The following is a 23,209-nucleotide window of genomic DNA, read 5'->3' on the forward strand; positions in this document are numbered from 1 at the left end:
AGCAGCCGTCCTGGACACACACCAGCCAGCTACCACCACAGGCCAGCGCCACAACACGGCTCACCTATCCCAGCAGCAACCCAGACCAGCTACCGGCGGTACAAAATGATCACCTGACCCTCCCCCACGATGATGCCGGCTGCCGACTGCCGGGTCCCGGCGGACGGGACATACAGGCCCGAGTCGGGCTCACCGGCGGTGAGCCATCCTCCGGCCCAGGGGACGTCGTTGGTCTCCAGTACGCGACCGGTGAGCAGGCCACACAGGAGTCGGCCGATCACAGCGGTACCTCCATCCCGGGGGGAACCTCTCCCAATGCAGCCCTCGACGTTCGTCGCAAGGCCGCGCCGACAGACAAGCCCGAACAGGTCGCAGGTACGGCGCGGGTCGCCACCGGTGGCCTGGAGCCGGCTTGGGGCGGACCCGCCGGGCAGAGGCGCGCTCATCCTTGCCCGACAGCAGCCAAACGGCTCCCGATCCGGCCTCGTAGCGGCGGCACTCGCAATCAACTGTCGCCGGTTCCCCATGGAAGACAACCTGTCGATCAGCGTGTGTGGTCCGCAACGGTGTACCGGCCTCACATCCCGGCGGCTCGTTGAGTCGGCGGGTGCCGTGGTAGCCGAGAGGCCCACTCGTCAGCCTGCCAGGTGGGGTGGAAACCGAATGCGCAGGAAGAGGGGCCGCCGCCGGAGCCGGCTACGCGCTCCGGGTGGAGAGCCAGGTGTCGATGACCTCGGCGACAAGGCCGGCGCCGCGGCTGTTCTGATGGATGTGGTCGGTCGTGAGCACGAGACCCCGGCGCCGCGAGACCGTGTCCAGGCTGCGGCGCAGCACGGCGCGCCGGACGAGGACGCTGACGCTCTCCGCGGGTGTCGGGGCCCGGTAGGGGATCGGCGGCGGGTCCGCGTGGCGTAGTTCCTCGGTCTGGCGTTCGTGGAGCGGGAGGTAGGCCGCCTCGGTGGTGGTGGCGACCTCGGCGATCATGCGGCTGTACGCCTGTGATGCCCGCGCCGCGGCTCCGTCGAGTTGTTGGCCGAGGACCGGGAGGGACAGCAGGGCGATCGTCGCGTCGGTCTGCGTTCGCAGCCGTTCGACGACGGCTTGCAGGCACTGTTGGAACCAGTCGGCCGACGGGCGCTGGGGCAGTTGTTTGCGCTTCATGGCTCGCTCGACTGGGTAGCCGGGCAGGCTCGCTCGGGCGTCGTTGGTGCCGATCAGCACGGTGATCACGTCGGGTGCGTCCGCGACGACGGCATCGAGGCGCCGTGAGAGGTTGTGGGCGAAGTCGCCGTTGACGGCGAAGCGGGCGAGCCTTACGTCGCCGGGAGGCCGGCGTCTTTGAAGAAGGTCCAGGTAGTCGGCGCTGAGTTGCCCGCGGGTGAGGCTGTCGCCGAGGCACGCGATACGGGTCGTCACGGTGTTCCCTGACCGGACGTGCCGGCCTGCCCGGTCGGGCCGGCTGCGGTCCGGGGGCGGTGGTCGGTGCCGAGGCCGGCGGTGATGGTCAGGATGGACGCCGGTCCCGCCATGTCGACCGCGTGCCACGTCCCGGCCGGGTTGACGGTGGCCTCGCCCGGCCCGAGCACCACCCGCTCGGGCACTCCGCCCCCATCGCGGGTGACCGTCACCGACCCGCTGAGGCAGACGACCAGTTCGTCTCCGGCGGGGTGGCGCTCCCAATGGTCGCCGAAGCCGTCGCCGTCGAAGATCGCCACCATCCGGCCCTCGGCGCCGTCCCCCGCGACCGCGGCGCTGTAGGCCTGGAGCACCTCCGGCTCCCAGGCGAAGCCCTCGACGGGTTTCGCTCTCGACCCCAGCCCGAGGTGCACGGGGGTGGTCCGAAGGTCGATGGCGTGGGGTTCGTGATTGACGAGTCTCATGCCGACGATCGTCACAGGACGGCAACAGGGCGGTCTTGAAGGAAAGGGAACGCCGAGCCGACGCGACGGGCGGCCGGCGGCGACTACCCGGTCCCGAGCAGGACTTCGCCGCGACGCCATGCTGTCGGCGAGCGGCCCGTGAACTCGCTCCACTCCCGGACGAGATGGGCCTGGTCTGCGTAGCCGGAGGCGGTCGCCACATCGGCCCACGGGAGCGGGTCGTGCGTGGTGGCCAGTTCATGCGCGTGCTCGAAGCGCAAGACCCGGGCGAAGGTCTTCGGCGACAGGCCCACCTCGCCACGGAACCTCTCGGTGAGGTACCGACGGCTCCAGCCCAGTTCCTCGGCGACCGCACCGACCCGGACGCGGCCCCGTGCGGCGACGAGGCGGCGCCAGGCCTCGGCCACCTCGGGGCGCATCCGGGCCACGGGGTCGCCGCCGGCGCCACGGCCAACAGCGCGCAGGAGCAGCTCGTCCAGTACGGTGAACCGCGCCGCCCAGGTCGATGCCGCGCGGAGCCGGTCGACCAGCTCGACGCCAAGCGCTCCGAGAAGCTCCTCGAGTGGGACCAATCGGTGGGCGAGCACAGCGGCGGGCATGCCGTAGACGGCCCGAGCCCCGAGCGGTGTCAACGACACCTGCACGCCTTCCTGACGTCCGTCGTGGTGTATCGCGACGGACCGGCACATCAGACCACCGGCCACACTGCCGAATCGCATGACCGGTGACCCGTCGCCCACACCCGCCGCCACCTCCAAAGGGCCGGACAGGCTGATCACCGCAGTGAGCACACGACTCGGCGGGCCGCAGTGCACCCCCGCCGGGAACCCACGAAGATCGAAACCGGTATACGAGCCGACGTACCGCCGCAAGGCGGGCGCCGGACGTGCACAGGTCATGGCGGCCTCATGGTCTTCCACCCCCGCAGTGTACGAACCAGCGATACGAGTGCGGGCACAGGAATCCCCGGTGAGAATGATCTGGATCGGACAGGTCGCCGTTCGTCAAGGAAACGCCCAGGCGCCAGACGGCGGCGGTGGGCTGCGCCTGAACTTGTGTGTCGCTGACGTCGCTGGGACGGCGGCGGTGACGGGTGATGGGGGCGCTGGTGGGCTGGCCGTCGGCATGGGCCCAGCCGGCCGCGTGCATGCCGGCCAGCTGCTCGGCCCAGGTGCGGGCGATCCGCTGGAGCCAGGCCCGGACCGACGGACGATCACCCTCCGGGCCGCGAGCCAGCAGCCAGACCTGGTTGAGGTCCTCTTCGGGGACTTGTGCCAGGCCAGGGCGTCCGTGGTGTCGGGCACAACGACGGCCGGCGAGCTCGAACAGGTTGGGCGTCTGCGCCGGCGGCGGCTGCAGCGGCAACGCCGCGATAGCGCGTCGACCCGCGCATCGAGGGCGCGCTACTGGCCCGGCCCGCCGATCCGGTCTCCCGGTGGCCCCGACCGGGCGTACCGGGGCGCGCTCCTGAGCGACAGCTGCACCGTCCCGACGGCAGCATGACCGCCCGGGGCTGTCACCCGCCGCCGTCGAGTCACGGTCGCGTGCGGGGTGCCGCCGAGAGCGGTGACGCGCGAACAACGCTGTGGGGCGATACAGCCGGCACGCGGACGGGGAGCGGTCCGTTCACTCTCGGTGCCTCGCCGTGCCCAAGTCCCCCACGAGCTGGGCAAGTGCCCGGACGGGGGCGAACTCGGTGTCGCTGCGCCAGACCAGGCCCCAGCGCAGGCCCGGCCAGTCGTGAATGGGCAGGTAGACGATGTCGGGGCGGGCGTGGTAGCGGGTGACGTGGGCGCCCAGGTTGTGGATGACGTCCCCGGCTCCGACCTGGGTGAACATGTCGTCCAGGCTCTTGATGGCCGGGCTGTGGCGTTCGATCGGGCGGCCGCTGGGGGTTTGGAAGGGCGTGAAGGCGTCCGCCCAGTAATCGGGTCCGGCCGGGCCCTGCCAGATGCCGAAGTCGCCGAAGACCTCCAGGGAGACCGATGTCCGGACGGCCAGTTCGTGGTCGTGGGCGACGAGTGCCACCGCGTGCTCGGTGTAGATGACCGGCCCCACCGTGAGGTCGGGCTCCTCGACGGGCAGCCAGGCGACCAGGACGTCGATCTCTCCCCGGCGCAGCGGGCCGAACGCGTCGACGAACGGGTTGTGCCGTATGCGCAGGGCGCACTGCGGGTGGCGGGCGCGGAACGCCTCCCAGTAGGGCCGTAGATCGTGGGCGTTGCTCGGCAGCATGCCCACGCGCAGCACTTCGGTCGTGCCCCGCGCGGCGCGCCTGGCCCGCTCCACGCTCTCCCGTAGCCCCCGGTAGACCGGTATCAGGTCCTCGCGCAGTTGCTCGCCCAGCGGGGTCAGCCGCACGTTTCGGCTGGTGCGCTCGAACAACCGTGCCCCGACGCCTCGTTCCTGCTTCTTGAGAGCCTGGCTGACCCGCGCTTGCGACACGTGCAGCCGTTGGGCCGTCCTGCCGAAATGAAGTTCTTCCGCAAGCGTCAGGAAGATCTCGATGTCCCTCAGCTCCACCGGTCCCGTCCCCGTCCCCCTCGGCGCTGTGATGACGCACCACGATCGATAAGCGGCAGGTTATCCGGCCTTTCGTGATCTCCCGTTGTTCCCCCTCCGGTCAGGCGAAATGCTGAAGGGGCAAGCCGGACGACCAACCCGGCGATCAAAGTGAACACAGGGGGACGACATGTCACAGGCCGCCAGACATACCGCGAGCTGGGACGAGCGGGGGAACTGGGCTCTGAGTGGCGGCGCGGACGGTGGGCTTTCGCGAGCGGGGCTGCACCGGATGCGCGAGGTGCTTGCCGGCTACGTCGAGTCCGGGGCGGTTCCCGGACTGGTCGCCCTGGTCGGCAGGGGCGACCGGGTGCACGTCGAGGCCTTGGGCACCCTGCACGCGGCTCATCGGTCGAATACTCGATCGGTCGGCCGCTCGGGCGGCGGATCGGACGGCGGACTCCACGGTGGATCGGACGGCGGAGCGCCGGACGGCGCTGCTCGCGGCGACCGGCGAACTGCGGGGGCTCCGGGTGGTGGGCCGATGCGTCGGGACACCCTCTTCCGCATGGCCTCCCTGACCAAGCCTGTCACTGCCGCGGCGGTGATGATCCTGGTCGAGGAGTGCCGACTGAGACTGGACGACCCGGTCGAGACCTGGCTGCCCGAGCTGGCGAACCGGCGGGTGCTGGCGCGGATCGACGCCCCGTTGGACGACACCGTGCCCGCCCGGCGCTCGATCACCGTGCGCGATCTGCTGACCCTGACCTTCGGTTTCGGCCTGGTGCCGGCTCCGCCGGACACGTACCCGATCCAGGTCGCCATCCGGGAGCGGGGCGTTGTCGGTGACGGGACCGCGAACTGGCCGACGGTCGGCCCCGACGAGTGGATCAAGCAGCTGGGCGCTCTTCCGCTGATGTACCAGCCCGGCGAACGGTGGCAGTACCACGTCGGCTCGGACGTGCTCGGGGTCCTGGTCGCGAGAGTGGCGGGCCGGCCCTTCGGGGAGTTCCTGCGCGAGCGGCTGTTCGAGCCGCTGGGGATGGTGGACACCGGGTTCCACGTGCCTGCCGACCGGATGCACCGGCTTCCCACCAGCTATGCCCACGACCCGGAGACCGGCGAACTCAGGACCTGGGACGAGGCCGTCGGCGGCAAGTACAGCCGGCCGCCGGTGTTCGAGGCCGGTGGTGACGGTCTTGTCTCCACCGTCGACGACTACCACGCTTTCCACCGGATGCTGCTGAACAAGGGGAGCCACGGAGGCGAGCGCGTCCTCTCCCGCGCCTCGGTCGAGCTGATGACCACGGACCACCTGACGCCGGAGCAGAAGGTCGAGAAGGACCAGTTCAGTGACCTCTTCGGACGGCACGGCGGCTACGGCTTCGGCATGGCGGTGCGCACCCACCGGCGTGACCTCGCGTCCGTGGGGCAGTTCGGGTGGGACGGCGGCCTGGGCACGACAGCGTACGCCGACCCGGCGGAACGGCTCATCGGGATTCTGCTGACGCAGACGGCCATGGACTCCGCGGACACCCCCCGACTCCACCAGGACTTCTGGACCACGGTCTACCAAACGCTCGACGACTGACCAGAGGCGTGTAGGACGAGTGTCCGGTCCAGTGAGCCGGCGCGCGCTCGACCCGCTCGGATGTGCCTCCCCAGCCCGGCCAGGCCGCTCCACGGGAGCGGCCTGGCCGGGCGCGGCGCCGACCGGGGTGGTAGCGGAACGGGAGCGGGCGGCCGCCGCGGAGACCCGTGAGCCGTCGGGGACCGGGACGCCGGGCGGGAGCCGGGGCAGAGGTGGCTTCCGGCGCGGCGGCGGACGCCGCGTACGGGTCTGCTCCGTCGCGGGCCGGGCGGCGGGCGGCAGGCCAGGAGCACGGGGCGGCACACCGGTAACGGCACCAGGCATGGCGGACCACGGTCCGCCGTCCATGACGTCCGCGCCGGGCCCGACCGTGACGGCGGTGCGCCGGCCCTGCACAGCAGTCGGGCCGCCACCGCGGCCGCCCTCGCCTACCCGCGTTGTCGCATCCGCGGGCGCGGCCGCGGACGGCGCGCTTTCCTACGGCATCGCCCTTTCGTCTTCGAGTCCAGCCGTTACCTGAACCTGACGCTCTGCGCGCCGCGGATGTTCCCGCCTGTCTGTCCGGGCCAGACCTGTACCCGGACTCCTTCGCGCTGGACGAGGTCGGATGTGTGCTGCTGCCCGCGACTGCGGGACTGGGCGCGGGACTCCCCCACCACGGCCGTGCCCTGCATCGCCCGCAGCATCATTCGGTGCACGGTGAACGTCATCCCGGACCCCGACCCCCAAACACCGCCGATACCCTGGGTGCGCGACGACCCGGTGCGCACCGGTGCGGAGGTGCGGTGCGGAGGTGCGGTGCGGAGGTGCCTTGCGGGGCCGGCGCGTCGGCCCCGGACCCCGCTGTCGGCCACTGACTACACGAAGATCCACAAGCCGTACTCGGTACCGTATCGGATGCACGTGTGGTCGTCGCCGGCCATCGCGGTCCCCGCGATGTGGCACGCCGTGCTACTGGGGTAGTTGCCGATGAACACCTTGCCGGCCGGAGCGGCCGAGAGCGGTGTCGCCTCGCTCGACGGGGCAGCCGTCGGTGCGGCCTGAGCGGTGCCCGCCACCGTTCCGAGTGCGAGTACGGCGCCGAGCACCAGGCTTCCCACTGCGTCGCGCATGCGCATGACTGTCTCCTCTGCCATGTCGGTCTTCTCGGGACCTTGCGGTCGAGGAGAGTCTCCGCCTCGTTCGGTGTCCAGTTCGACTCGATTCGGCCTGTGCCGAAACGAGCGCGGCGGGAAGCATCGTCGGCAGAGGGAAGGGGATGTCGTGCTACGAGTGCACTTCACCGCCGAGGACCTGGCGCAGTTGCGGGTCACGCCGTTGGGGCCGCTCGCTGAAACGGTGCTGAGCTTGCGGACTGTGCAATGGCGGGACCGTGCAGTGCTGTTCGGAGGGTGGCGTGCGCGAACCGGGCCGCGGATCGGCGCTGACGGTAGGGAAGCGGCCCGCTTCCTCAGCCCGGCGGACGGGGGGCTGGTGGATCTGTTCACCATGACAGGGGCGGCGGTCACGGTGGACGAGGGGCTGGAGCGGTTGGTCAGTGCATCGGACGAGCGGCTGCGATCGGAGTTCTCCGTGCGTCCGGCACCGCGAGGAGCGTCGTGGACGACCGAGGTGAGGGATGCCGATCCGCGGGCGATGCGAAGGCTGGCTGCCGCCCTGAAGAGCTGCCACCAAGTCGCCATCTCCCCGTACTGGGGGCCCATGGAGCAGCACTTGCGGGCGGAGACGACGCGGCGTGGCCGGCTCATGGTGCAGGGCGGAGTGGAGGCCCTCCTGCGCAGCCTCCACCCCATGGCCGTGTGGAACGCCCCCGTACTGGAGATCCCGGGCTACCGGCCCGTGCTCCAGCGGGAGATCGACTTCCGCCTGGCGGGTCGTCCGTTCGTACTGGCCCCGTCGGTGTTCTGCGTGCCGGTCCCCCAGTTGTTCGCCGGACCTGAGAACGACACGGTCGTCATGGTGTATCCGGCTCTGCACGACACGGTCGACGCAGCACCCTTGTGGGCTCCTTCGGCTCCGGCAGGACACGTCAGCGCCTCGGTACCACCGGCGCTGTCCGCTCTTCTCGGTCGTACCAGGGCTGTGGTCCTGTGCGTGATAGCCGACCATCCGGCGTGCACGACCACACAGCTCGCCCGGTGGGCGGGCGTGTCGCCGGCCAGCGCCAGCGAGCACGCCACCACCCTCCGCAAGGCGGGGCTGACCGCTCTCACCCGGGAGCGGAAGGAAGCCCTCCATACGCTGACCCACCTCGGTCTCACCCTGCTGAACACCAACGGTTCGGCTCAGCCCCGGGCCTGAGCCGAGGGACCCCCCAAGCACGCCCACTGACAGGCATGCGTGGCCTCGCGCCGGGCTACGGCGGAACTCACGCTCGACCACGTCGTAGGGGGAAACCGCCGCGGCCCGCTGGTGCTGTGCCAGGTGGGCGAATGCTTCAGCAGCTCGGTGCTGGTGCTCTCGGATCCGGCGAAGTGCGCGGCGGGCGGGTCGAGGAACAACCGCTGATCGGCACCTCCGCTTTCCACACGGTCGGCCAGCAGCCCCTGACGGGCGAGCAGCCAGCCCCTCCCCGGCACAGCCACCGGCTGGCACCCATCCACTGCCACTACCCCGCACACTCACAGGGCTCCCCGCATCTGTGGGGCGCCACGGGTCCGTACCGCTTCGGCTGCTCGGGGCTGACGCTCTACTCGTACAAGCGCGCGGGCAAGGCGCTGCCCTGCACCGCGGCCCAGCAGTACAGCCGCACCACGCACGTCGCGGCCGGTTCCAGGCGGCCGGGCGACCTCGTCTTCTTCGGGAGGCAGCGTCTACCACGTGGGCATCTGCGCCGGGCGGCGGCCGGATCCTGCACTCCCCCAATACCGGTTCGACGGCCCGCCTGGAACGGATCCGGACCGGCAGCGTGAAGTACGGCCGGGTGCGCTGGGCCGCCGTGAAATCGGCTGCGCGGCTCCCGGTGCGCGGCTAGGTTGGCGCCGCGGCGGCACCCGCCGCGGCGTCAGCGCACAAGGAGACCCGTGTCCTACCTCAACCCCGTCCGGCACATCACCTTCGATGCCCACGACCCCTACCTGGTGGCCGGGTTCTGGGCCGCCCTGACCGGCGCCTCGGTCCATCCGGACGACAAGCCGGGCGACGACGAGGTGCTCGTGGACCCGGGCGTGCCCGGGGTGCCCGGGCTGCTCTTCATCCGCGTCCCCGACGCCAAGACCGTCAAGAACCGCGTGCACCTGGACATCCAGCCGCCCACCGGCACCCGGGACGAGGAGGTCGAGCGGCTCACCGGGCTGGGCGCGCGGGTCGTCGACGACCGGCGGACCCCCGATGGCATGGGCTGGGTCGTGATGGCGGACCCGGAGGGCAACGAGTTCTGCGTGGAGCGCAGCGCGGCCGAGCGCGGAACGGCCTGAACCCCTCCCCGGCCGGGCGCCCCTCTCCGGAGCGCGCAAGGCCGATGCGTGAGGCCCATGCGTCAGGCCGGAGCGCGGGGCTGATGCGTGGGGCGGCGCGGACGCCGGTGACGCCGCTCAGCGCAGGCGGTCGGCGCCAGCCGCTACGGGGAGCGCGAAGCTCGGCACCCTCGCCTGCCCGGCCCCGCTGCGGGCTCGGAGTCGAGACCCGGGCCGGAGCTGGGGTTCGGGCCGGGGTTGGGTCGAGTCCGGGTCCGGGTCGCCGCGGCGGGGGTCGCCGCCGCAGTCGGAGTGGGGAGCGGTGGCGGTGGCGGTGGTCACCGGGATGCTTTTTGCGTGCTCGCCTTGCGGGGGGCGGGAGGGGGGCGCAATACGCCCGCCGCGCGGCCTCAGGCCGATGCACAGCCATTTGCGGTGCTCGGCGATCGGCAGGAACCTCGCGCTGCCGGCGGCCAGGTCCGCGGTCACCTCTTTGTAGACGTCGACCGCCATCCCCCGCCAGAGCGGCGGCCGGGTCGGTCACCGTGTGCACGGCCGTCCAGAACAGGGAGTCGGCACCGTCCCAGAACAAGGTGCGCGCCCCATCCGCCCGGAGCGACTCCTTCGCCTTCGGGTCGAACTCGCGCCACGTGCCGCGCAGCCGGGCCACCAGGTGTGCTTCGGCGTTCTCGCGGTCCTGCCGGCCGACCGCCACACTGGATGAGGTAGGCGTGTTCGAGGGGCAGGTCCAACCAGCGCCCGCTGGGCGCCGGGCACGGGAATGCGGGCGCGGGCCGCCTCAGCGAGCTGCTCGGCCGACACCGTCCACTGCCGCCGCGCCACTCGGAGGAGCGGAGGCGGGTGTAACCGCCGGTGCCCGCAATCAGGAAGGTGGCCCGGTCGCCCATGAGAGGCCGGCCTCGGCGCGCAGGTCGGCGGCAGTCTTCGTCGCGTCGTAGTCGGCCGGGACGCCCTCGACCAGGACGGCCTCGCCCGCCATGTGGTTCGTGCGCAGCGGGAGGATGGCCTGGTAGGCCTCGGAGGCGTACCAGGCGCGGGCCCGCTCGATGTCGGGGAAGCCGATGATGACGACGGTGATGTCCTCGTTCATCGTCTCGGGGCGGAGGTGGGCGATGGCGTAGGCGGTCATGGTCTGCTCCCCTGTCGGCTGTCGGCTGTCGGCTGTCGGCGGCAACCGGTCCGCAGGTGCGGGCCGTTGGTCCGATCCTGTCAGCGGCAGGCCTGAGTGGCACCCTGGACGTCATGCCGACGCGGCGGGCCGAAGGGCGCGGCAGTAGGCGACCGGCCACGTCGTCGACCTGGAGGTGGCTGGACTCCAGCAGGTGGCGGGCCGTTTCCAGGTGCTGGGCCGTGAGCCCCTGCACCGGGGTCATACCGGTGGCCGTCATCGACGGCGAACGGCTACATCGACGCCGACCACCTCCACCGGGTGGTCGACAGACTCAAGGGCCCGTCCAGCGGTCTGACCCGGGCCGTCCCGTCCGCAAGGGCTGGTGACCGGAGGGCACCCCGACGCCCATCACCCCTGTCCGACCCCAACGATCCGTCCTGGCACCAGAACATCGCCTACCAGGTGGACGAGGAGCTCCTCCTCCCCGTCTTCCGCGAGGCGCTCACCCGCGTCGCGAAGGGCAGGCAGACCGCCGACAACCAGGGGGAGGAGCAGTGGCCGGAGCCGAGGCCCGCGTCGGACTGCCTCCGGCGCCAGTTCGCCACCGCTGCCCGGCCCACCCGGGCGATCCTCGCCACCTCCGCCGGCAGCGCCACGTCCCGCCCCGGGACCACCGGCGCGAGGCAGGCGTACCCGCCCACCGGGTCCTGCGCGACCGCGCCCAGCAGCCGCAGCGCCAGCGCCGCGTCACGGAGCCCCATCCGCCGCATCAGCAGGCCGCTGAACCGGTACTCGTCCTCGCTCACCCAGAGCGTCGCACGCTCGTCCTCCAACTGCGCCGGGCCCCCAGAGCCACCGCATGGGAAGCGGACGCCATCGCCGTTCTGCAGTGCCGTTTCCGCAGCAAAGCACGTCACCCACCCGGGTGAGTCACTGCGTCGACCCCTGTCGCCGTGCGGCCTGGACCGGCTACAACCCGGATGGTGGTCCCGCACAGCCACCTCCCGCGCCGCCCCAGGTCAGGAGAACGCCGTGGATGAACTGTTGCGCTTCACCGTCATCCGGCCCGCCGAGGCGGTCGAGGGCCGCTTCCACATCACCCACTCCACCCCTGCGAGCACCGCGGCCGCTACCGGCGGCCAGACCCCGCCCGACCACCCCGGCACCCTGGACGAGATCCTGGGACGGACCGCGTTCAAGGCCGCCCACCTCTCCTTCAACACGTCCCTCGGGGACGGCCCCGACTACGCCTGCGCCGCCATCTCGGCCGCCGCCGAGCAGAAGTACGGCAGGAAACCGGCCCAGCTGATCACCACGAACGAGTGGAAGCAGGACCTGGCCACCCTCTCGGACGCCGCGATCGACATCCTCCGGGCCGGCCACGACAAGCCGTCGAGCGGCCCCCGCCTGCTCCTGATCCTGCAGGGCATCGACCTGGTCCAGCGGTCCGCCGGTGCCACCGCCGGTACGTTCCGCAGGCGCCCGGTGGAGATCGCACCGCTCCCGCAGCCCCAGGGGACGGTGGCGGCCGTCGAGCGGCCCTCCGCGACGCGGCGCCCCCACAGCCCGCCCCGACCGGGCCTGTACGCGAGCAGGGGCATGGCCTTCGAGGTGACGGCGGAGCCCGATGCCGATCCCGGCTCGGGCGGGAGCGACTACGAGAACCCGCCCACGGGAGAGCTGCCGTCCGGCAAGCCCGGAGTGCTGCGCCCGATCGGCGTGGGTGACCTCATCGTGGTCCGGGAGCACATCCTGCGCTACCAGGGCGGCGAACTCTCGCACATCGAGAACGTGTTGAAGTCGGAGCTCCGCGAGCGCGAAACCCGCCGCTTCGAGCGCTCCGAGGACACGTACTCGACCGAGACGGAGACCTCCGAGGAGGAGGAGCGCGACACCCAGACCACCGACCGGTTCTCCCTGCAGCGCGAGGCGAGCAGCGTCGTCAAGGAGGACTCCAGCCTCAAGGCCGGCCTCAACGTGACGGCGCGGTACGGCTTCAGCGTCGAGGTCAAGGCCGATGTGGCGGTGGCGCAGAACCGGAGCGAGGAGACCTCCCTCAAGCAGGCCTCGGCGGTCTCGCGCGACGTCACCAGCCGCGCCGCGTCGAGGCTCTCCGAGAAGACCAGGCAGGCGCACGTCCGCAAGACGATCGCGGAGTTCGAGGAGTTCAACAAGCACGCCTTCGACAACAAGCCCGGCGCCGCCGGAGTCGGCGGTGCGAACATCAGCGGGCTCTACCAGTGGGTCAACCGGGTCACCCGCGCCCAGATGTACAACTACGGCAGCAGGCTCCTGTTCGACACCATCGTCCCGGAGCCCGCCGCCTTCCTCATCGACGCGGTCCAGCGGCAGGGCCAGTCGACCCTCGTCGCGGAACTCCCGCCGCCGCTGACGGAGAACGCGTCCGATGTCACGGAGTCGAGCTACCGCACCATCGGACGGCGGTACCGGGCCACCGGCCTGGAGCCGGCACCCGGCGGCCGGACGGACGTCGGCAAGGTGCTGGAAGGGGCCACCGGCGAGGAACCGGGCGCGGTCAACAAGACGCTGGAGATCTCCGTACCCGACGGCTACGAGGCCGTCTCGCTCCACTGGGCGTGGAAGGGCAACGGCATGGCCCCGCCGGGCGGGTCCACCTTCCCCAACCTGGACCTGGCCGTCGGCGCCGCTGGGACCTGGGACAGCGCCGGAAGCACCTACACGTTCACCGGCCAGGTCCGCAACTCGCTCGGCATCGGCGTCAGCTCCTTCGAGACGCGCAACTTCGTGGCCGCGTTCGACTTGCGCTGCGCGCGAACCCCGGAGAACTACGAGAAGTGGCAGAACAAGACGTACGACGCGATCGTCACCGCGTACACGGCGATGAAACAGGCCTACGACAAGGCGGTGTCAGAGGCTCAGGTCCAGGCGCTGGGTGGACCGCAGGGGCGCAACCCGGCCGAGAACCGCGACCTCGTCCTCGGCGAACTGAAGAAGGCGTGCATCAGCCTCCTCACCCAGGACCTGTTCGACGGCTTCGGCGCCGTCACCGTGGACCCCGTCGAGAAGTTCCCCCAGATCGACCTGGGGCGCGCCCGCGACCAGGCCCCCTGCATCCGCTTCTTCGAGCAGGCCTTCGAGTGGGAGAACATCCAGTACCTCCTCTACCCCTACTTCTGGTCCCAGAAGTCCCGGTGGCGTGCGCGCGCTCTCACCAGCGACACCGACCCGGCCTTCGCGGAATTCCTGCGCGCCGGCGCCGCCCGCGTCGTCTTCCCGGTACGGCCCGGCTTCGAGGACGACGTACGGTACTTCGTCCAGTTCGGGAAGATCTGGGGCGGCGGTCCCGTCCCCGGCCTCAACCAGCCCGACTACGTCCCCATCTCCGAGGAGATCCGCCGCGCCACCGGCGCCCCCGGCAACGAGCGCCCCGTCGGGGACCCGTGGGAGATCGAGGTCCCCACGGACCTCGTGCGGCTCAAGACCAAGACGGCGCTGCCCGTCTGGGAGCAGGACGCGAGCGGTGCCTGGAAGGAATCGGCCGCCACCGCCGAGCCCTGACCTGACCTGCCCGACCCTCCACCGGGAGACGCCCCCATGGCCCACCGCCCCGCGCACCCCGCCCCGCCGCGGCGGCCGAGCCGGCCCGCCAGGACAGTCCCCGGCGCCGGCCAGCCCGCTCCGCCGCCGGCGCCGGCGCGGCCGGCCCCGCCCGCTCCGCCGCCCCCACCGGTGCCCCGGCCCGCCGCGGCACCGGCGGCGCCGCCCGCGCCGGCGCCGCGGATCGCGCCGTACCTCTTCGGGTTCGACCGGGCCGAGGCGCCGCCGCCCGGATGGCTCACCGAGCTGTTCGACGCCTCCAACCTGCGCTTCGCCGGCGCCTACGTCGACGGGCCGCCCCTGGCGGGCCACCCGCCCGGGAGCTTCACGGTCTCCGCCAGGAGCCCGGACCGGCACTGGATGGACCGGCTGGCCGCGACAGCGGCCGCCGGCTGGGGCATCGTCTTCTTCTACATCGGCTACAGCAGCTCGCACGACACGTCCGCACATCCGTCCACGCATCCGCCTGCCGGCCAGCCGACGCCGGAGCGGGGCCGGCTGCACGCCCTGCACATCAAGACGATCATCGCGGACCGCAATCCGGGCTGGGCCGGCGGTGTCGTCATGATCGACAACGAGAACTCGGTCAGACTCGACCTGGACAGCCGCGCAGAACAGCCGCTGCGCGACTACTACCTCGCCCTGTGCGAGGAGCTTGAGCTGCCCGGCCCCGGTGACGCCCCGCCGATGCGGCCGGGCTTCTACCTCCATTCCCCGGTCGCCGTTCCCCTGCTGCGCGCCCGCCCGGACCTCTTCGTCTGGGACGTCGAGATCGACGTGGCCGACAAGGGCAGCACGGACACCGTGACACCGCCCTTCGACCCCGCGCACCCCACCCGCATCGACGTGGGGGAGCCCCACACCTCGGTCACCCTGCGTCCGACACTGGTCACACCGCCACCGGGCGGAACCGTCCCCGCCTGGAACGCCTGGCCCGTGGGCCGTCAGTTCCGCTTCTACGTCGACCACATGCCGCAGCGCGGGTCGCCGATCACCCGTGCGCGACGCTCCCTCACACCCATGAAGCCGGTCGATTTCGACTGCGCGCTGGTCCGCAACCCCGCCTTCCCCGTCGCCGAACCACGGGTCACCGCCTTCGGGGGCCGCCCCGACCCGCAGGTGCTGCGGGGCACGTTCGCCGAACCCGCCCGCGGCGGCGACACCTCGACCCCGCCCATGATGCTGCTGCACCTGCTCGGCCTCCGACGGCCCGGACCGCATCCGGAAACCAGCCCGGCACTGGCGGTCGAACCCGATGCACCGATCGTCGCCGTACCGCCCGAGCGGCCCACCGTCGTCCTTTCCCAGTTGCGCGGCGGCGTACCGGTCGAGTGGAGGCTCCAGCGCGACACCTGGGTCCGTACGGTCCTGCCCACTCTGACGGGCACCGGCGCGCGACGTATCCGCGCCCTCGCCGCCGCTCGGCAGCCGGACCGGTCCGTCCACGTGCTCACCGTGTCCTCAGGACATCGGCTCTACGCCCAGCGCCGCCCAGCGGACGGGCCCTGGAGCGAACCCGCCCCCATGGCGGGCGACCTGCGGCTGCACCCGTTCAGCTCGCTCGCCGCCACTTCCCGCGGCCGCACCGTCGAGGTGCTCCTCCTCGACCGCGATTCGCGCCTCGTCAACGCTTGGTGGTCGCGCGGCGGCGAGTGGCCCGGCAAGGCCCACACCGTCGTCGACAAGGCGGCGCGCCTGCTGCCCGGGGGAGCGCTCGCCGCCCTCGCCCCGACCGCGGACGACCTGCTGGCCCTGGGCATCGGCCGCGACCTGCGGCTACACCTCGCGGACTACCGGGCGGGCCGCGGCTGGGAGCCTCCCCGGCCGCTGGGCCTGCCCGAACACTGCCTGACCCCGCACGCGCGCTTCGCCGCCCACGTGGTGACGCCCGAACTGGTGGAGGTGTGCGCCCTCACCCACCGGCTCCAACCCGTCGTGTACCGGCTGCGTCCCGGAGACGGCTCATGGCAGTCGGCCGACCCGCAACCGCTGCCCGCAATTCCTCCACGGCCGCCCCGCGACCACCGCCCGCCCGCCCAGGACTCGCCGGTCGAGCCGGCGTACGGCTGGGTGCCCAACCCGTACGGTGACGTGACCCTCGGCCGCACGACGACGGGCCGCAGCTTCGTCACGCTCTCGGCCCACATCCGAGGAAGGGCGGCGGCCGTATCCCGGTTCCTCGACGGCAACGAGGAGTGGTGGCTCCACCGCTGACACGCACGCCGACCCACCGCCACCGCGGGCCGCCCGGTCGCCCGGGCAACCCGGTTCCCGGTGGGGGTATGAAGGTGCGGAGGCCGGGTGCAGGCCGCACCCTGCGCTGGTCCCGCCCTCGCCTGCCACATGATTCCGAGCGTGCCGGGCCCGGTTCCGGTCACCGTGCTGTCGTGCACGACGGCGGGACGACGCCGATGACGGCGGGAATGCTCCCCCCGGGGGGCTGGAGGCGGCGGGGGACTGCAGGGCCGTCGTCGACGAGCACGGGGTGGCCCCCACCGGCTCCTGTCCTCGGCCCACCAGCAGCGGACCGCCCTGATCCGCTATGCCGAGCGCCGGCACCCTTCGCCGTGTTCTCCGGTGACCGGCAGGCGCTCCGCATGGTGCTGCCCGGGCGCGGTCTCGCCGTCCCTGCGGACGCGGACCGGCTGCGGGCGATCCCGGGCCGTCACCTGACGCGGGTCCGGGTGCCGGGCCTCTGACCGGGCCGCGGCCCTGCAGCAGCTCGGGGGCGGGGTGGCGGAGTACGGCCGGCTGGTGTCCTCCAGGGAGGACTGCATCGGCTACGAGCGGGAGACGGCCCTGCTGGTGAGCACCCGGGCCCGGCCCCTGCTCGCGGCCCGGACAGCCGGCGCCGCCCTTCGGCCCGGAAGGCGGGCTGGACCCGCGGGAGCGCCTCGCGGACAGCACCGCCTGGCAGCAGGGCCCGCCCTGAGAACTTGCGGACCGCCTGGCCGGCGCGACCCTGCGCGCCCTGATGCCCCGGTCCGCGACGGCCTCCGCGTCTCCGCGGCGGCCGCCCGCCCGGTGTCCTGGAGACGACGGCCGGTGAACTGCCGGGTGCGTGGAGGTGGGGTGTACGGGGGTGCGTGGTCGGGGGAAGCCGTGGAGCCATGCGATGGTCCGCTCCCCCTCGGGCTTTCCCACTGCCCCAGGCTGAGGGGCTGCAAAGAGGCGGCCGTCGAAGGTGGTGTCGAAGGCGTGCTTTCGGGACGTTCGGTCGCGGAAGAGCGGCTCCGGACAGGAGCGGAGGGCGCGGCCCGGACGCCGCGCCACCTCCGAGGGTCGCTCGCGCCCGGCCGGGACCTTCCAGCCTCCTCGTTCGGCCGCTCACGGACCGTCGCGATCACCATGCGGCGGGCCCGCGGCGTCCGGGCACGACATCGAGGCCACGTCCGCCTTCACGGCGGGGTTCCGGACCGGGTCGCCGCCGGCTGCCGCTTCGGCGGCGAGCCGAGGGTGGAAACGCCCGGCACGGGTAGGACGGCGACCACGGTGAGGATCAGCGCGCACCCGGCGAAGGCGGTGATCACCGACACGGACAGCACTCCCAGCAGGAGTCCCGCCGCCGCCACGCACACCGGCACGAGTGCCTGGGTGAGGAGGGCGTCGAGGGCGAACACCCGGCCGAGCATGCTGTCAGGGGTGCGGTCCTGGAGTGCCGCGCCCCACAGGACGGCGAACACCGAGGATCCCGCTCCGGCGCAGACGCTGCACAGGACCACCCACACGGTCGGCGCCCCCGCCCACACGGTGGCGATCTGCGGCAGCTCGCACAACAGGCCGAGCATGGCGACGGTGCCGGTCCGGCGAGACCGGATGCGCGGGGCGACGAGCGTCGCCACCAGTGCGCCGCACGCCGTCGCACCGGTGACGAGGCCGAGCGCCGACGGTCCGCGGCCGCCGATGACGAGCGGCACCACCACTGCCATCGGGGCGATGACCAGCGCGGCCTGGGCGGTGCCCTGCAGCATGATGCCGAGCATCCAGCCGTGGCCGCGGACGTACGCCACGCCGTCCAACGCCTCCCGGACCAGACCCGTCTTCGCCGGGCCGTCGGCGGCTGAGCCGGGGTGCGGCTCGTCCAGGCGCACCAGCGTGGCCATGCTGAAGACGAAGGTGGCGATATTGATCAGCAGCCCGGCCCCCGGTGACGAAGCGGCGGCGACCATCCCCCCGGCGACGGGTCCGACGATGCCGGTGAAGCGGCTGGTGGCCGCGCGCAGCGCCGACGCCTCACGCCGCCGGTCCCGCCCGGCCAGCTGGGCGATGAGCGCCGTGTACGCCGGACGGTGCACGCCCGCCCCGCAACCGAAGACGAGCCCGAGGAAGGCCAGGAGCTCGATCGGGGCGTCCGGTCCTGCGAGGAGCAGGGCGGCGACGCCGAGGATCCGCAGCAGGTCGGCCACGCAGATCACCAGTGAGCGACGCGTCCGGTCCGCGACGGCACCACCGAGGAGGAGCGTGACGATCCCGCCGAGCGCGGTCGCGGCGAGCAGCGTGCCCAACGCCCGCGGTGCGTCGTCCCGGTGCAGCAGGTACAGGGCGACGGTGACGGTGTACACGCCGTCGCCGACCATGCTGACGAACTGTCCAGCCCACACTCGCCCCAGCTTGGGCACTCGCAGGACGGAGAACATCGTCACCTCCCCACGACCCGCACGGGCCGGTCGGCCAACGCGCTGGTGACCCGCCTGACCAGGGACGCGGGGGGCCGCGTACCGGGTGGCCTTCCACCCGGGGCAGCCGTCGGTACGGGACCGGCGGTGTCCACGACGAGATCGGCGAGGGGCACGTGCGCCTGGCCGGCGCCTACCAGGGCGTCGAGGAGTCGCTCGCCGCCGCGGTCCAGCCACTCGGCCGTGGAGGCGTCGCCCTCTCCCCGCGCCCGGACGCGGGCGACCAGGCAGCGCGTGGAACGCTCCCGGTCACCGGCGTGGGGGAGGACGAGTACCGTCAGGTCGGCCGCCGCGAGGGTGTCACCCACCCGCCGGGCGTCCACGTCCGCGTACTGCAGGAGGAGGCCGCCTCCCGTGTCGAGGACCGCTTCGGGGCGGCGCTCCGCCTCCTGCGCGAGGGCCCGCGCCTCGAACCGTGCCTCGTAGCGGTGAAGTGCCCGTGCTCCTCCTTCCTCGAAGAGCCGGTCGGCTCTGGCACCGGTGTACCCGAACCGCGCGTACCTCTGCGCCCGGGCCGTATCGAAGTGCACGACATCGCGCCCCAGGGCACGGGCGACCGCCGCGGCCGCCGTCGTCTTCCCCGCCGCGGGGGGGCCGATGAGCACGATCGCCACCGTTCAGTCCCGCAGCGCCCGGTACAGGCGGGCAGCGAGGTCCGGCCGCACCTGTTCGCTGAGGGCGCCGTAGAGGAAGGCCACGGGGCTCTCCATCCTGTCTCCCACGTACCACTGGCGCAGCCGGCTCACGGCGAGCTCCCAGATGTGGATCTCACCGCGCAGCACGGCCAGCAGGTCGGCGCAGTTCACGTCGATGCCGCTGGGGATGGAGAAGAGGGCGTCTCGCAGCCCGCCCGGCCGGACCTGGAAGCTTGCGCTGTTCAGGTCGAGCGCGTGGACTTCGTCCCCTCGCGGCGTTCCGCGCAGGTGCACGGCGAACCGCGACGGGCCGACCCGCCGGCCCAGGTAGGTGTTGGTGTTGACGAGGTTCCGGCCGAGGGGGGAGAGCATGAGGAGCGGGGCGAGTCCGGCGAGTTCCCGGAGGACGAGGCGCATATCGGCCTCGTCGACGCCTTGCTCGAAGAGGGGCGGCAAGGGCGCGCTCAGGTCGACGTCGGCGCGTGCCTGCCGGTCCGAGGACTCGACGGGCGATGAGGGAGCGACGGGGGTGATCCATGGAACCAGCTCCCTGTCGACGGGGGCCCGGCCGTACACCGCCGACTCGCCGGGCGCCAGCCCGAGCACCTTCTTGTCGATCGACAGCGCGTTGGCGACCCGCTCCAGCGCTCCGAAGTCGTTCCACAGGAACTCACCGTGCTTGCGCGGCAGTTGCGTGTACCCCCCACCGCTGAGCGCGAACAGGCGGACGGAGGGCAGCAGCGCCGCCGTGTCGTTCAGGAGGGCCGACAGCAGTTCCAGTCCCGTGACTTCCGGCGCGTCCGCCGCGGGGACGGGCAGCAGGTTGTCGAACGCCCCGAGTTCACCCGCCGGAGGGACCTGGGCGTTGTGCGTGGCGATGAACACCTCGGGGGTGCAGTCGGCCGGCGTCCGGTGGCTGACGGCGGTGTCGGACTGGATGAAGACACCACCGGGCGCACCTGCCGGCCTGACGTAGAGGCTGGTGACGCGGCTCTCCCAGACAGGGACGTCCTTGTCGCCCTGGAGGAGCAGTACTTCGGCGCCGCCGATCTTCATCGGTTCGGCGTGGCCGAGGAGGTGCACCTCGCGCCCCAGTTCCCTGAGGTGGTCCACGCAGACCGCGGGCATCAGGCGGTGCATCACGACGGGGATGTCGGCGGGGAGGCGCCGCAGTGACGGCAGGTGGAAGTGGTCGAGGTGTTCATTGGTGATGATCACGGCGTCCACCGGCGGCATCAGGTCCATGTCGATGCGGCGCGCCGGGTGGATCTCGAAGCGGAGTGCGGACGAATGCCCGAAGGACGTGTCGAGAACCGGGTCGACCAGGATCCGCGCCCCTGCGACCTCCACGAGCCACGACTGCTGGCCCATGAACGTGACGGCGTCCGTCATCTACTCGATCCCCTTCGCTATCGCGTCCAACTGCAGGTCGTACACCTTGCAGCTGATGTCCGGCCGTGCCTGCTCGCCGAGCGCGTCGAAGAGCAGGGCCACCGGTGAACCGAACGTGTCGTTGGCGTACCAGGAGTGCATGGCGATCCCGACGACATCCCAGATCTGCAGGCTGCCGCGCAGGACACCGGCGAAGTCGGACGCGTGGACGACGATGCCGTAGGGGTACGCCTCGAGAGCCTCCGCCAGCGGGAGGTCCTGCACGGGAAGGAAGGCGCCGCGGCCGAGGTCCAATGCGAGTGACACATCCTCGCGGTGCGAGCGGAGCATCTTGAGCACCAGGGGCCTGACGTCCTGGCCGGCCGTGCGAGTCGCCTCGATCAGATCCTGGCCGAGCGGGGACAGCAGGATGGCACGGGCGAGATAGGTCAGCTCCTTCTCGATGTCGCGGAGGGCTTTCTCCTCCTCCTCCGCGCTCTGGGGGGCGATGATCCGGCGCAGGGGGATGACCTCGCCGGAACCGAGGAACGCGTCCCGCCGGGCCCGGAGCTCAGCGAAGCGCTGTCGGTCGGTCCCCAGCCATGTCAGCAGCCCCGTGCGGCTGATTCCCTCCGGACCGACCTCCAGGATGTCCCCGGGCTCGGGGCCGCAGACGTCCACCCAGCGTGAGAGCTCGGAGGCGTGGTCGGCCAGTTCCTTCTGCTCCGAGAACGGAAAGGGACCCATCTGCTCATAGTCCTTGAGGAAGCCGCCACCGCAGATCAGGAAGTGGCTGCCCCGGAAGACGGACGTCTGCTCGATGGTGCCGGCGATGATGCCCTGCAGGATCTCCAACCCGGCGAACGCCGCACGCCGCCCGTGGTGCTCGGCCATGTCCGCGGACCGCAGGTTGTCCAACGACCCGAACACGCCGGGCGGCGTGATCTGCGCGTTGTTGCTGACCGCGACGGCCGCCGGCCGGGGCAGTGAGCCTTCCTCGACCTGTGCCACGAACTCGTCGGAGATCAGCGCGTCGATCCCGAGGTAGATACCGCCGATCTCCGGGTCCTCAGCGTCCCTGACGTACACCTGGCTCACCCGGCTCTCCCACAGGACGGTGTCCGCCCCCGGGGGGAAGAGGGTGATCAGGACCGACCCGTACCTGCGGGTCTCGCCGAAGCCGAGTCGGTGCACGGTGAAACCGAGTGCCTCCACGGCTTTGACCGCCCGATCGATCATCAAAGGGCCGACGACGATCGGAACATCGCGGTCGATTTTGTCGAGGGAGGGAAGGTGGTAGTGGTCCGAATGCTCATGGCTGATCACGACCGCGGACGGCACCGGCATCCGGTCGAGTGCGATGTCCCGGGGCGGATAAATCTCCACGGGACTGGACGTGTATTCCTCGCCATACCTCGAAAGCAATATGGCGTCGATCAGTACGGGAGCGCTCTGGTCGCCCACCGAAAATCCGTTGTGCCCAAGGAATCCGAGCTGCATGGGCGGCCTCCTGTGTGCTGATAGGCCCGTCTTTTTCACGGCTGCCCCGGCCGGGGGGTCATCGCCCCCGGCCGGAAGCGTCAACCTGCCGGCGGTTAGCGGACGTAGTGGTGGTGCGCAGTCCGTCGGCCGTTCGCCTGCTTCGACTTCTTGACCGGCGCATTGTCCAGGTCGCCGACCAGCGCCTTCAGCGCGTCCATGTCCGTCTTCTGAAGCGTCTTCGTCTCGGTGCTCGCCATCTCACTCCCTCATTCCATTCCACGCCGGCGGCGCGGAAATCCGGGCGGATATCTGGTGTTGCCCGAAGATCATCCGAGAGTCGGGAACGGAAAGTCAAGGGTGTTTTTCTCGGGCTACGGGAAAAGCGGCCGGCCGCTCTGGCAGAATTACCGGCATGAAAAACGGACCCTGCGGCATGGGTGGGCGTGCAGGGGGAGGAAACAAGCGGATGAGCGGGCCGCACGGACAAGGCCGGACCGGCGGACAGGCAGACGGGAGACGGGCGGACGGGTCGCCCGGAAGATCAGCCCGGGAAGGTGCGACGCCGCGCGCGGTGGGCCCATGACTCGGGCGGGGGCGCACCAGGGGACGCGGCCCTCGATCCGCCGGAGCGGAAGCGCGTGTGGCGGCCTCGCGAACGCTGACACATGGGTGCCACCGAACCTCTCCCGGGGAAATCCGCCCCGATAGTCAAGGTATCGACGGGGTGAGTCTCCTGACTCGGGATCGACGCTCCTCCGCGCCTTCCGGCCCAGCGGGCCGTGGCCGTGCGGATTCGCTCCCCCTTCACAGTGGCGGGACCGTGCCGGATTCTCACCGGCTTCCTCGTTCCCCCGTCGACGGTCAACCAGCAGCATCACAGGCGATCCAGCCGTGATGCCACAGGCATATGAGGCAGAGAAGGGTCGATTCTCGGCCGAAACCGGCGCTCCTCGCGTGCGCGAACGA

The 23,209-nt window shown here is 71.7% G+C and carries 17 protein-coding genes, 1 pseudogene and 1 riboswitch; of the genes and pseudogenes, 6 read left to right on the forward strand and 12 right to left on the reverse strand.

Annotated features, from left to right (window positions below; all coding sequences use genetic code 11):
* Positions 1–696: 696 nt before the first annotated feature.
* From IE170_RS26540 to IE170_RS26555, 4 genes are all read right to left on the reverse strand, one after another.
* Positions 697–1,416, reverse strand: coding sequence for an SGNH/GDSL hydrolase family protein (locus tag IE170_RS26540; RefSeq protein WP_189811979.1), 720 nt, complete (start codon positions 1,414–1,416; stop codon positions 697–699).
* Positions 1,413–1,880 carry a cupin domain-containing protein gene (locus IE170_RS26545; protein WP_189811980.1) on the reverse strand — a complete coding sequence of 156 codons (468 nt, stop codon included), beginning with the start codon at positions 1,878–1,880 and terminating at the stop codon, positions 1,413–1,415. The genes IE170_RS26540 and IE170_RS26545 overlap by 4 nt, the downstream gene beginning before the upstream one ends.
* A gap of 83 nt (positions 1,881–1,963) precedes the next feature.
* Positions 1,964–2,779 (reverse strand): helix-turn-helix domain-containing protein, encoded by an 816-nt coding sequence (locus IE170_RS26550; RefSeq protein WP_189812073.1) that lies wholly within the window; start codon positions 2,777–2,779, stop codon positions 1,964–1,966.
* Positions 2,780–3,506: 727 nt separating this feature from the next.
* The gene (locus IE170_RS26555) at positions 3,507–4,403 is read right to left on the reverse strand and encodes a LysR family transcriptional regulator (RefSeq protein ID WP_189811981.1); all 897 of its coding nucleotides are present in this window, start codon (positions 4,401–4,403) and stop codon (positions 3,507–3,509) included.
* 271 nt (positions 4,404–4,674) lie between these two features.
* On the opposite strand from IE170_RS26555, the gene IE170_RS26560 reads away from it, so the two are divergent.
* Positions 4,675–5,973 carry a serine hydrolase domain-containing protein gene (locus IE170_RS26560; protein WP_189812074.1) on the forward strand — a complete coding sequence of 433 codons (1,299 nt, stop codon included), beginning with the start codon at positions 4,675–4,677 and terminating at the stop codon, positions 5,971–5,973.
* A gap of 857 nt (positions 5,974–6,830) precedes the next feature.
* Here IE170_RS26560 and IE170_RS26565 read toward each other — a convergent pair.
* Positions 6,831–7,109, reverse strand: coding sequence for a hypothetical protein (locus IE170_RS26565; protein WP_189812085.1), 279 nt, complete (start codon positions 7,107–7,109; stop codon positions 6,831–6,833).
* A 499-nt stretch (positions 7,110–7,608) separates the two neighbouring features.
* On the opposite strand from IE170_RS26565, the gene IE170_RS32935 reads away from it, so the two are divergent.
* The 3 genes and pseudogenes from IE170_RS32935 (at position 7,609) to IE170_RS26580 (ending at position 9,389) form a co-directional block, all read left to right on the forward strand.
* Complete coding sequence (locus tag IE170_RS32935; RefSeq protein ID WP_229885186.1) at positions 7,609–8,274, forward strand: winged helix-turn-helix domain-containing protein; 666 nt, start codon at positions 7,609–7,611, stop codon at positions 8,272–8,274.
* Positions 8,275–8,588: 314 nt separating this feature from the next.
* Positions 8,589–8,947 (forward strand): annotated as a pseudogene (locus IE170_RS32940) (C40 family peptidase); the annotation flags it as partial.
* Between the two features lie 49 nt (positions 8,948–8,996).
* The gene (locus IE170_RS26580) at positions 8,997–9,389 is read left to right on the forward strand and encodes a VOC family protein (protein WP_189811982.1); all 393 of its coding nucleotides are present in this window, start codon (positions 8,997–8,999) and stop codon (positions 9,387–9,389) included.
* 862 nt (positions 9,390–10,251) lie between these two features.
* Here the strand turns inward: IE170_RS26580 and IE170_RS26585 are convergent.
* Positions 10,252–10,518, reverse strand: a complete 267-nt coding sequence (locus IE170_RS26585; RefSeq protein WP_189811983.1) for a DUF1330 domain-containing protein — start codon at positions 10,516–10,518, stop codon at positions 10,252–10,254.
* Between the two features lie 437 nt (positions 10,519–10,955).
* Positions 10,956–11,306: a hypothetical protein gene (locus IE170_RS26590; protein ID WP_189811984.1), complete on the reverse strand. Its 351-nt coding sequence runs from the start codon at positions 11,304–11,306 to the stop codon at positions 10,956–10,958.
* 226 nt (positions 11,307–11,532) lie between these two features.
* On the opposite strand from IE170_RS26590, the gene IE170_RS26595 reads away from it, so the two are divergent.
* Together IE170_RS26595 and IE170_RS26600 are read left to right on the forward strand one after the other, a co-directional pair.
* A complete protein-coding gene (locus IE170_RS26595; protein WP_189811985.1) occupies positions 11,533–14,040 on the forward strand; it encodes a hypothetical protein in 2,508 nt (835 codons plus the stop codon).
* 171 nt (positions 14,041–14,211) lie between these two features.
* Positions 14,212–16,293, forward strand: a complete 2,082-nt coding sequence (locus IE170_RS26600; RefSeq protein ID WP_189811986.1) for a hypothetical protein — start codon at positions 14,212–14,214, stop codon at positions 16,291–16,293.
* Between the two features lie 1,184 nt (positions 16,294–17,477).
* Here IE170_RS26600 and IE170_RS26605 read toward each other — a convergent pair.
* The 5 genes from IE170_RS26605 to IE170_RS26625 all read right to left on the reverse strand — a co-directional run bounded on the left by IE170_RS26605 (position 17,478) and on the right by IE170_RS26625 (position 22,500).
* Entirely contained in the window at positions 17,478–18,716 is a 1,239-nt protein-coding gene (locus IE170_RS26605; protein WP_223855680.1) for an MFS transporter, read from the reverse strand.
* A 2-nt stretch (positions 18,717–18,718) separates the two neighbouring features.
* A complete protein-coding gene (locus tag IE170_RS26610) occupies positions 18,719–19,360 on the reverse strand; it encodes an AAA family ATPase (protein ID WP_191036812.1) in 642 nt (213 codons plus the stop codon).
* A 12-nt stretch (positions 19,361–19,372) separates the two neighbouring features.
* Positions 19,373–20,782: an MBL fold metallo-hydrolase gene (locus IE170_RS26615; protein WP_189811989.1), complete on the reverse strand. Its 1,410-nt coding sequence runs from the start codon at positions 20,780–20,782 to the stop codon at positions 19,373–19,375.
* The gene (locus tag IE170_RS26620; RefSeq protein ID WP_189811990.1) at positions 20,783–22,261 is read right to left on the reverse strand and encodes an MBL fold metallo-hydrolase; all 1,479 of its coding nucleotides are present in this window, start codon (positions 22,259–22,261) and stop codon (positions 20,783–20,785) included.
* 95 nt (positions 22,262–22,356) lie between these two features.
* Entirely contained in the window at positions 22,357–22,500 is a 144-nt protein-coding gene (locus tag IE170_RS26625; protein WP_189811991.1) for a hypothetical protein, read from the reverse strand.
* Positions 22,501–22,948: 448 nt separating this feature from the next.
* A riboswitch (cobalamin riboswitch) is annotated at positions 22,949–23,128 on the reverse strand.
* Positions 23,129–23,209: the final 81 nt, after the last annotated feature.

The sequence above is a fragment of the Streptomyces toxytricini genome (assembly GCF_014649915.1).
In the GTDB taxonomy this organism is placed as follows: Bacteria; Actinomycetota; Actinomycetes; order Streptomycetales; family Streptomycetaceae; genus Streptomyces; species Streptomyces toxytricini.

Coding starts and splice junctions, on each gene's coding strand:
- IE170_RS32935 (WP_229885186.1), top strand. CDS start 7,609: ATGCGAAGGCTGGCTGCCGCCCTGAAGAGCTGCCACCAAGTCGCCATC.
- IE170_RS26605 (WP_223855680.1), bottom strand. CDS start 18,716: ATGTTCTCCGTCCTGCGAGTGCCCAAGCTGGGGCGAGTGTGGGCTGGA.
- IE170_RS26565 (WP_189812085.1), bottom strand. CDS start 7,109: ATGGCAGAGGAGACAGTCATGCGCATGCGCGACGCAGTGGGAAGCCTG.
- IE170_RS26615 (WP_189811989.1), bottom strand. CDS start 20,782: ATGACGGACGCCGTCACGTTCATGGGCCAGCAGTCGTGGCTCGTGGAG.
- IE170_RS26545 (WP_189811980.1), bottom strand. CDS start 1,880: ATGAGACTCGTCAATCACGAACCCCACGCCATCGACCTTCGGACCACC.
- IE170_RS26620 (WP_189811990.1), bottom strand. CDS start 22,261: ATGCAGCTCGGATTCCTTGGGCACAACGGATTTTCGGTGGGCGACCAG.
- IE170_RS26625 (WP_189811991.1), bottom strand. CDS start 22,500: ATGGCGAGCACCGAGACGAAGACGCTTCAGAAGACGGACATGGACGCG.
- IE170_RS26550 (WP_189812073.1), bottom strand. CDS start 2,779: ATGACCTGTGCACGTCCGGCGCCCGCCTTGCGGCGGTACGTCGGCTCG.
- IE170_RS26585 (WP_189811983.1), bottom strand. CDS start 10,518: ATGACCGCCTACGCCATCGCCCACCTCCGCCCCGAGACGATGAACGAG.
- IE170_RS26560 (WP_189812074.1), top strand. CDS start 4,675: ATGCGCGAGGTGCTTGCCGGCTACGTCGAGTCCGGGGCGGTTCCCGGA.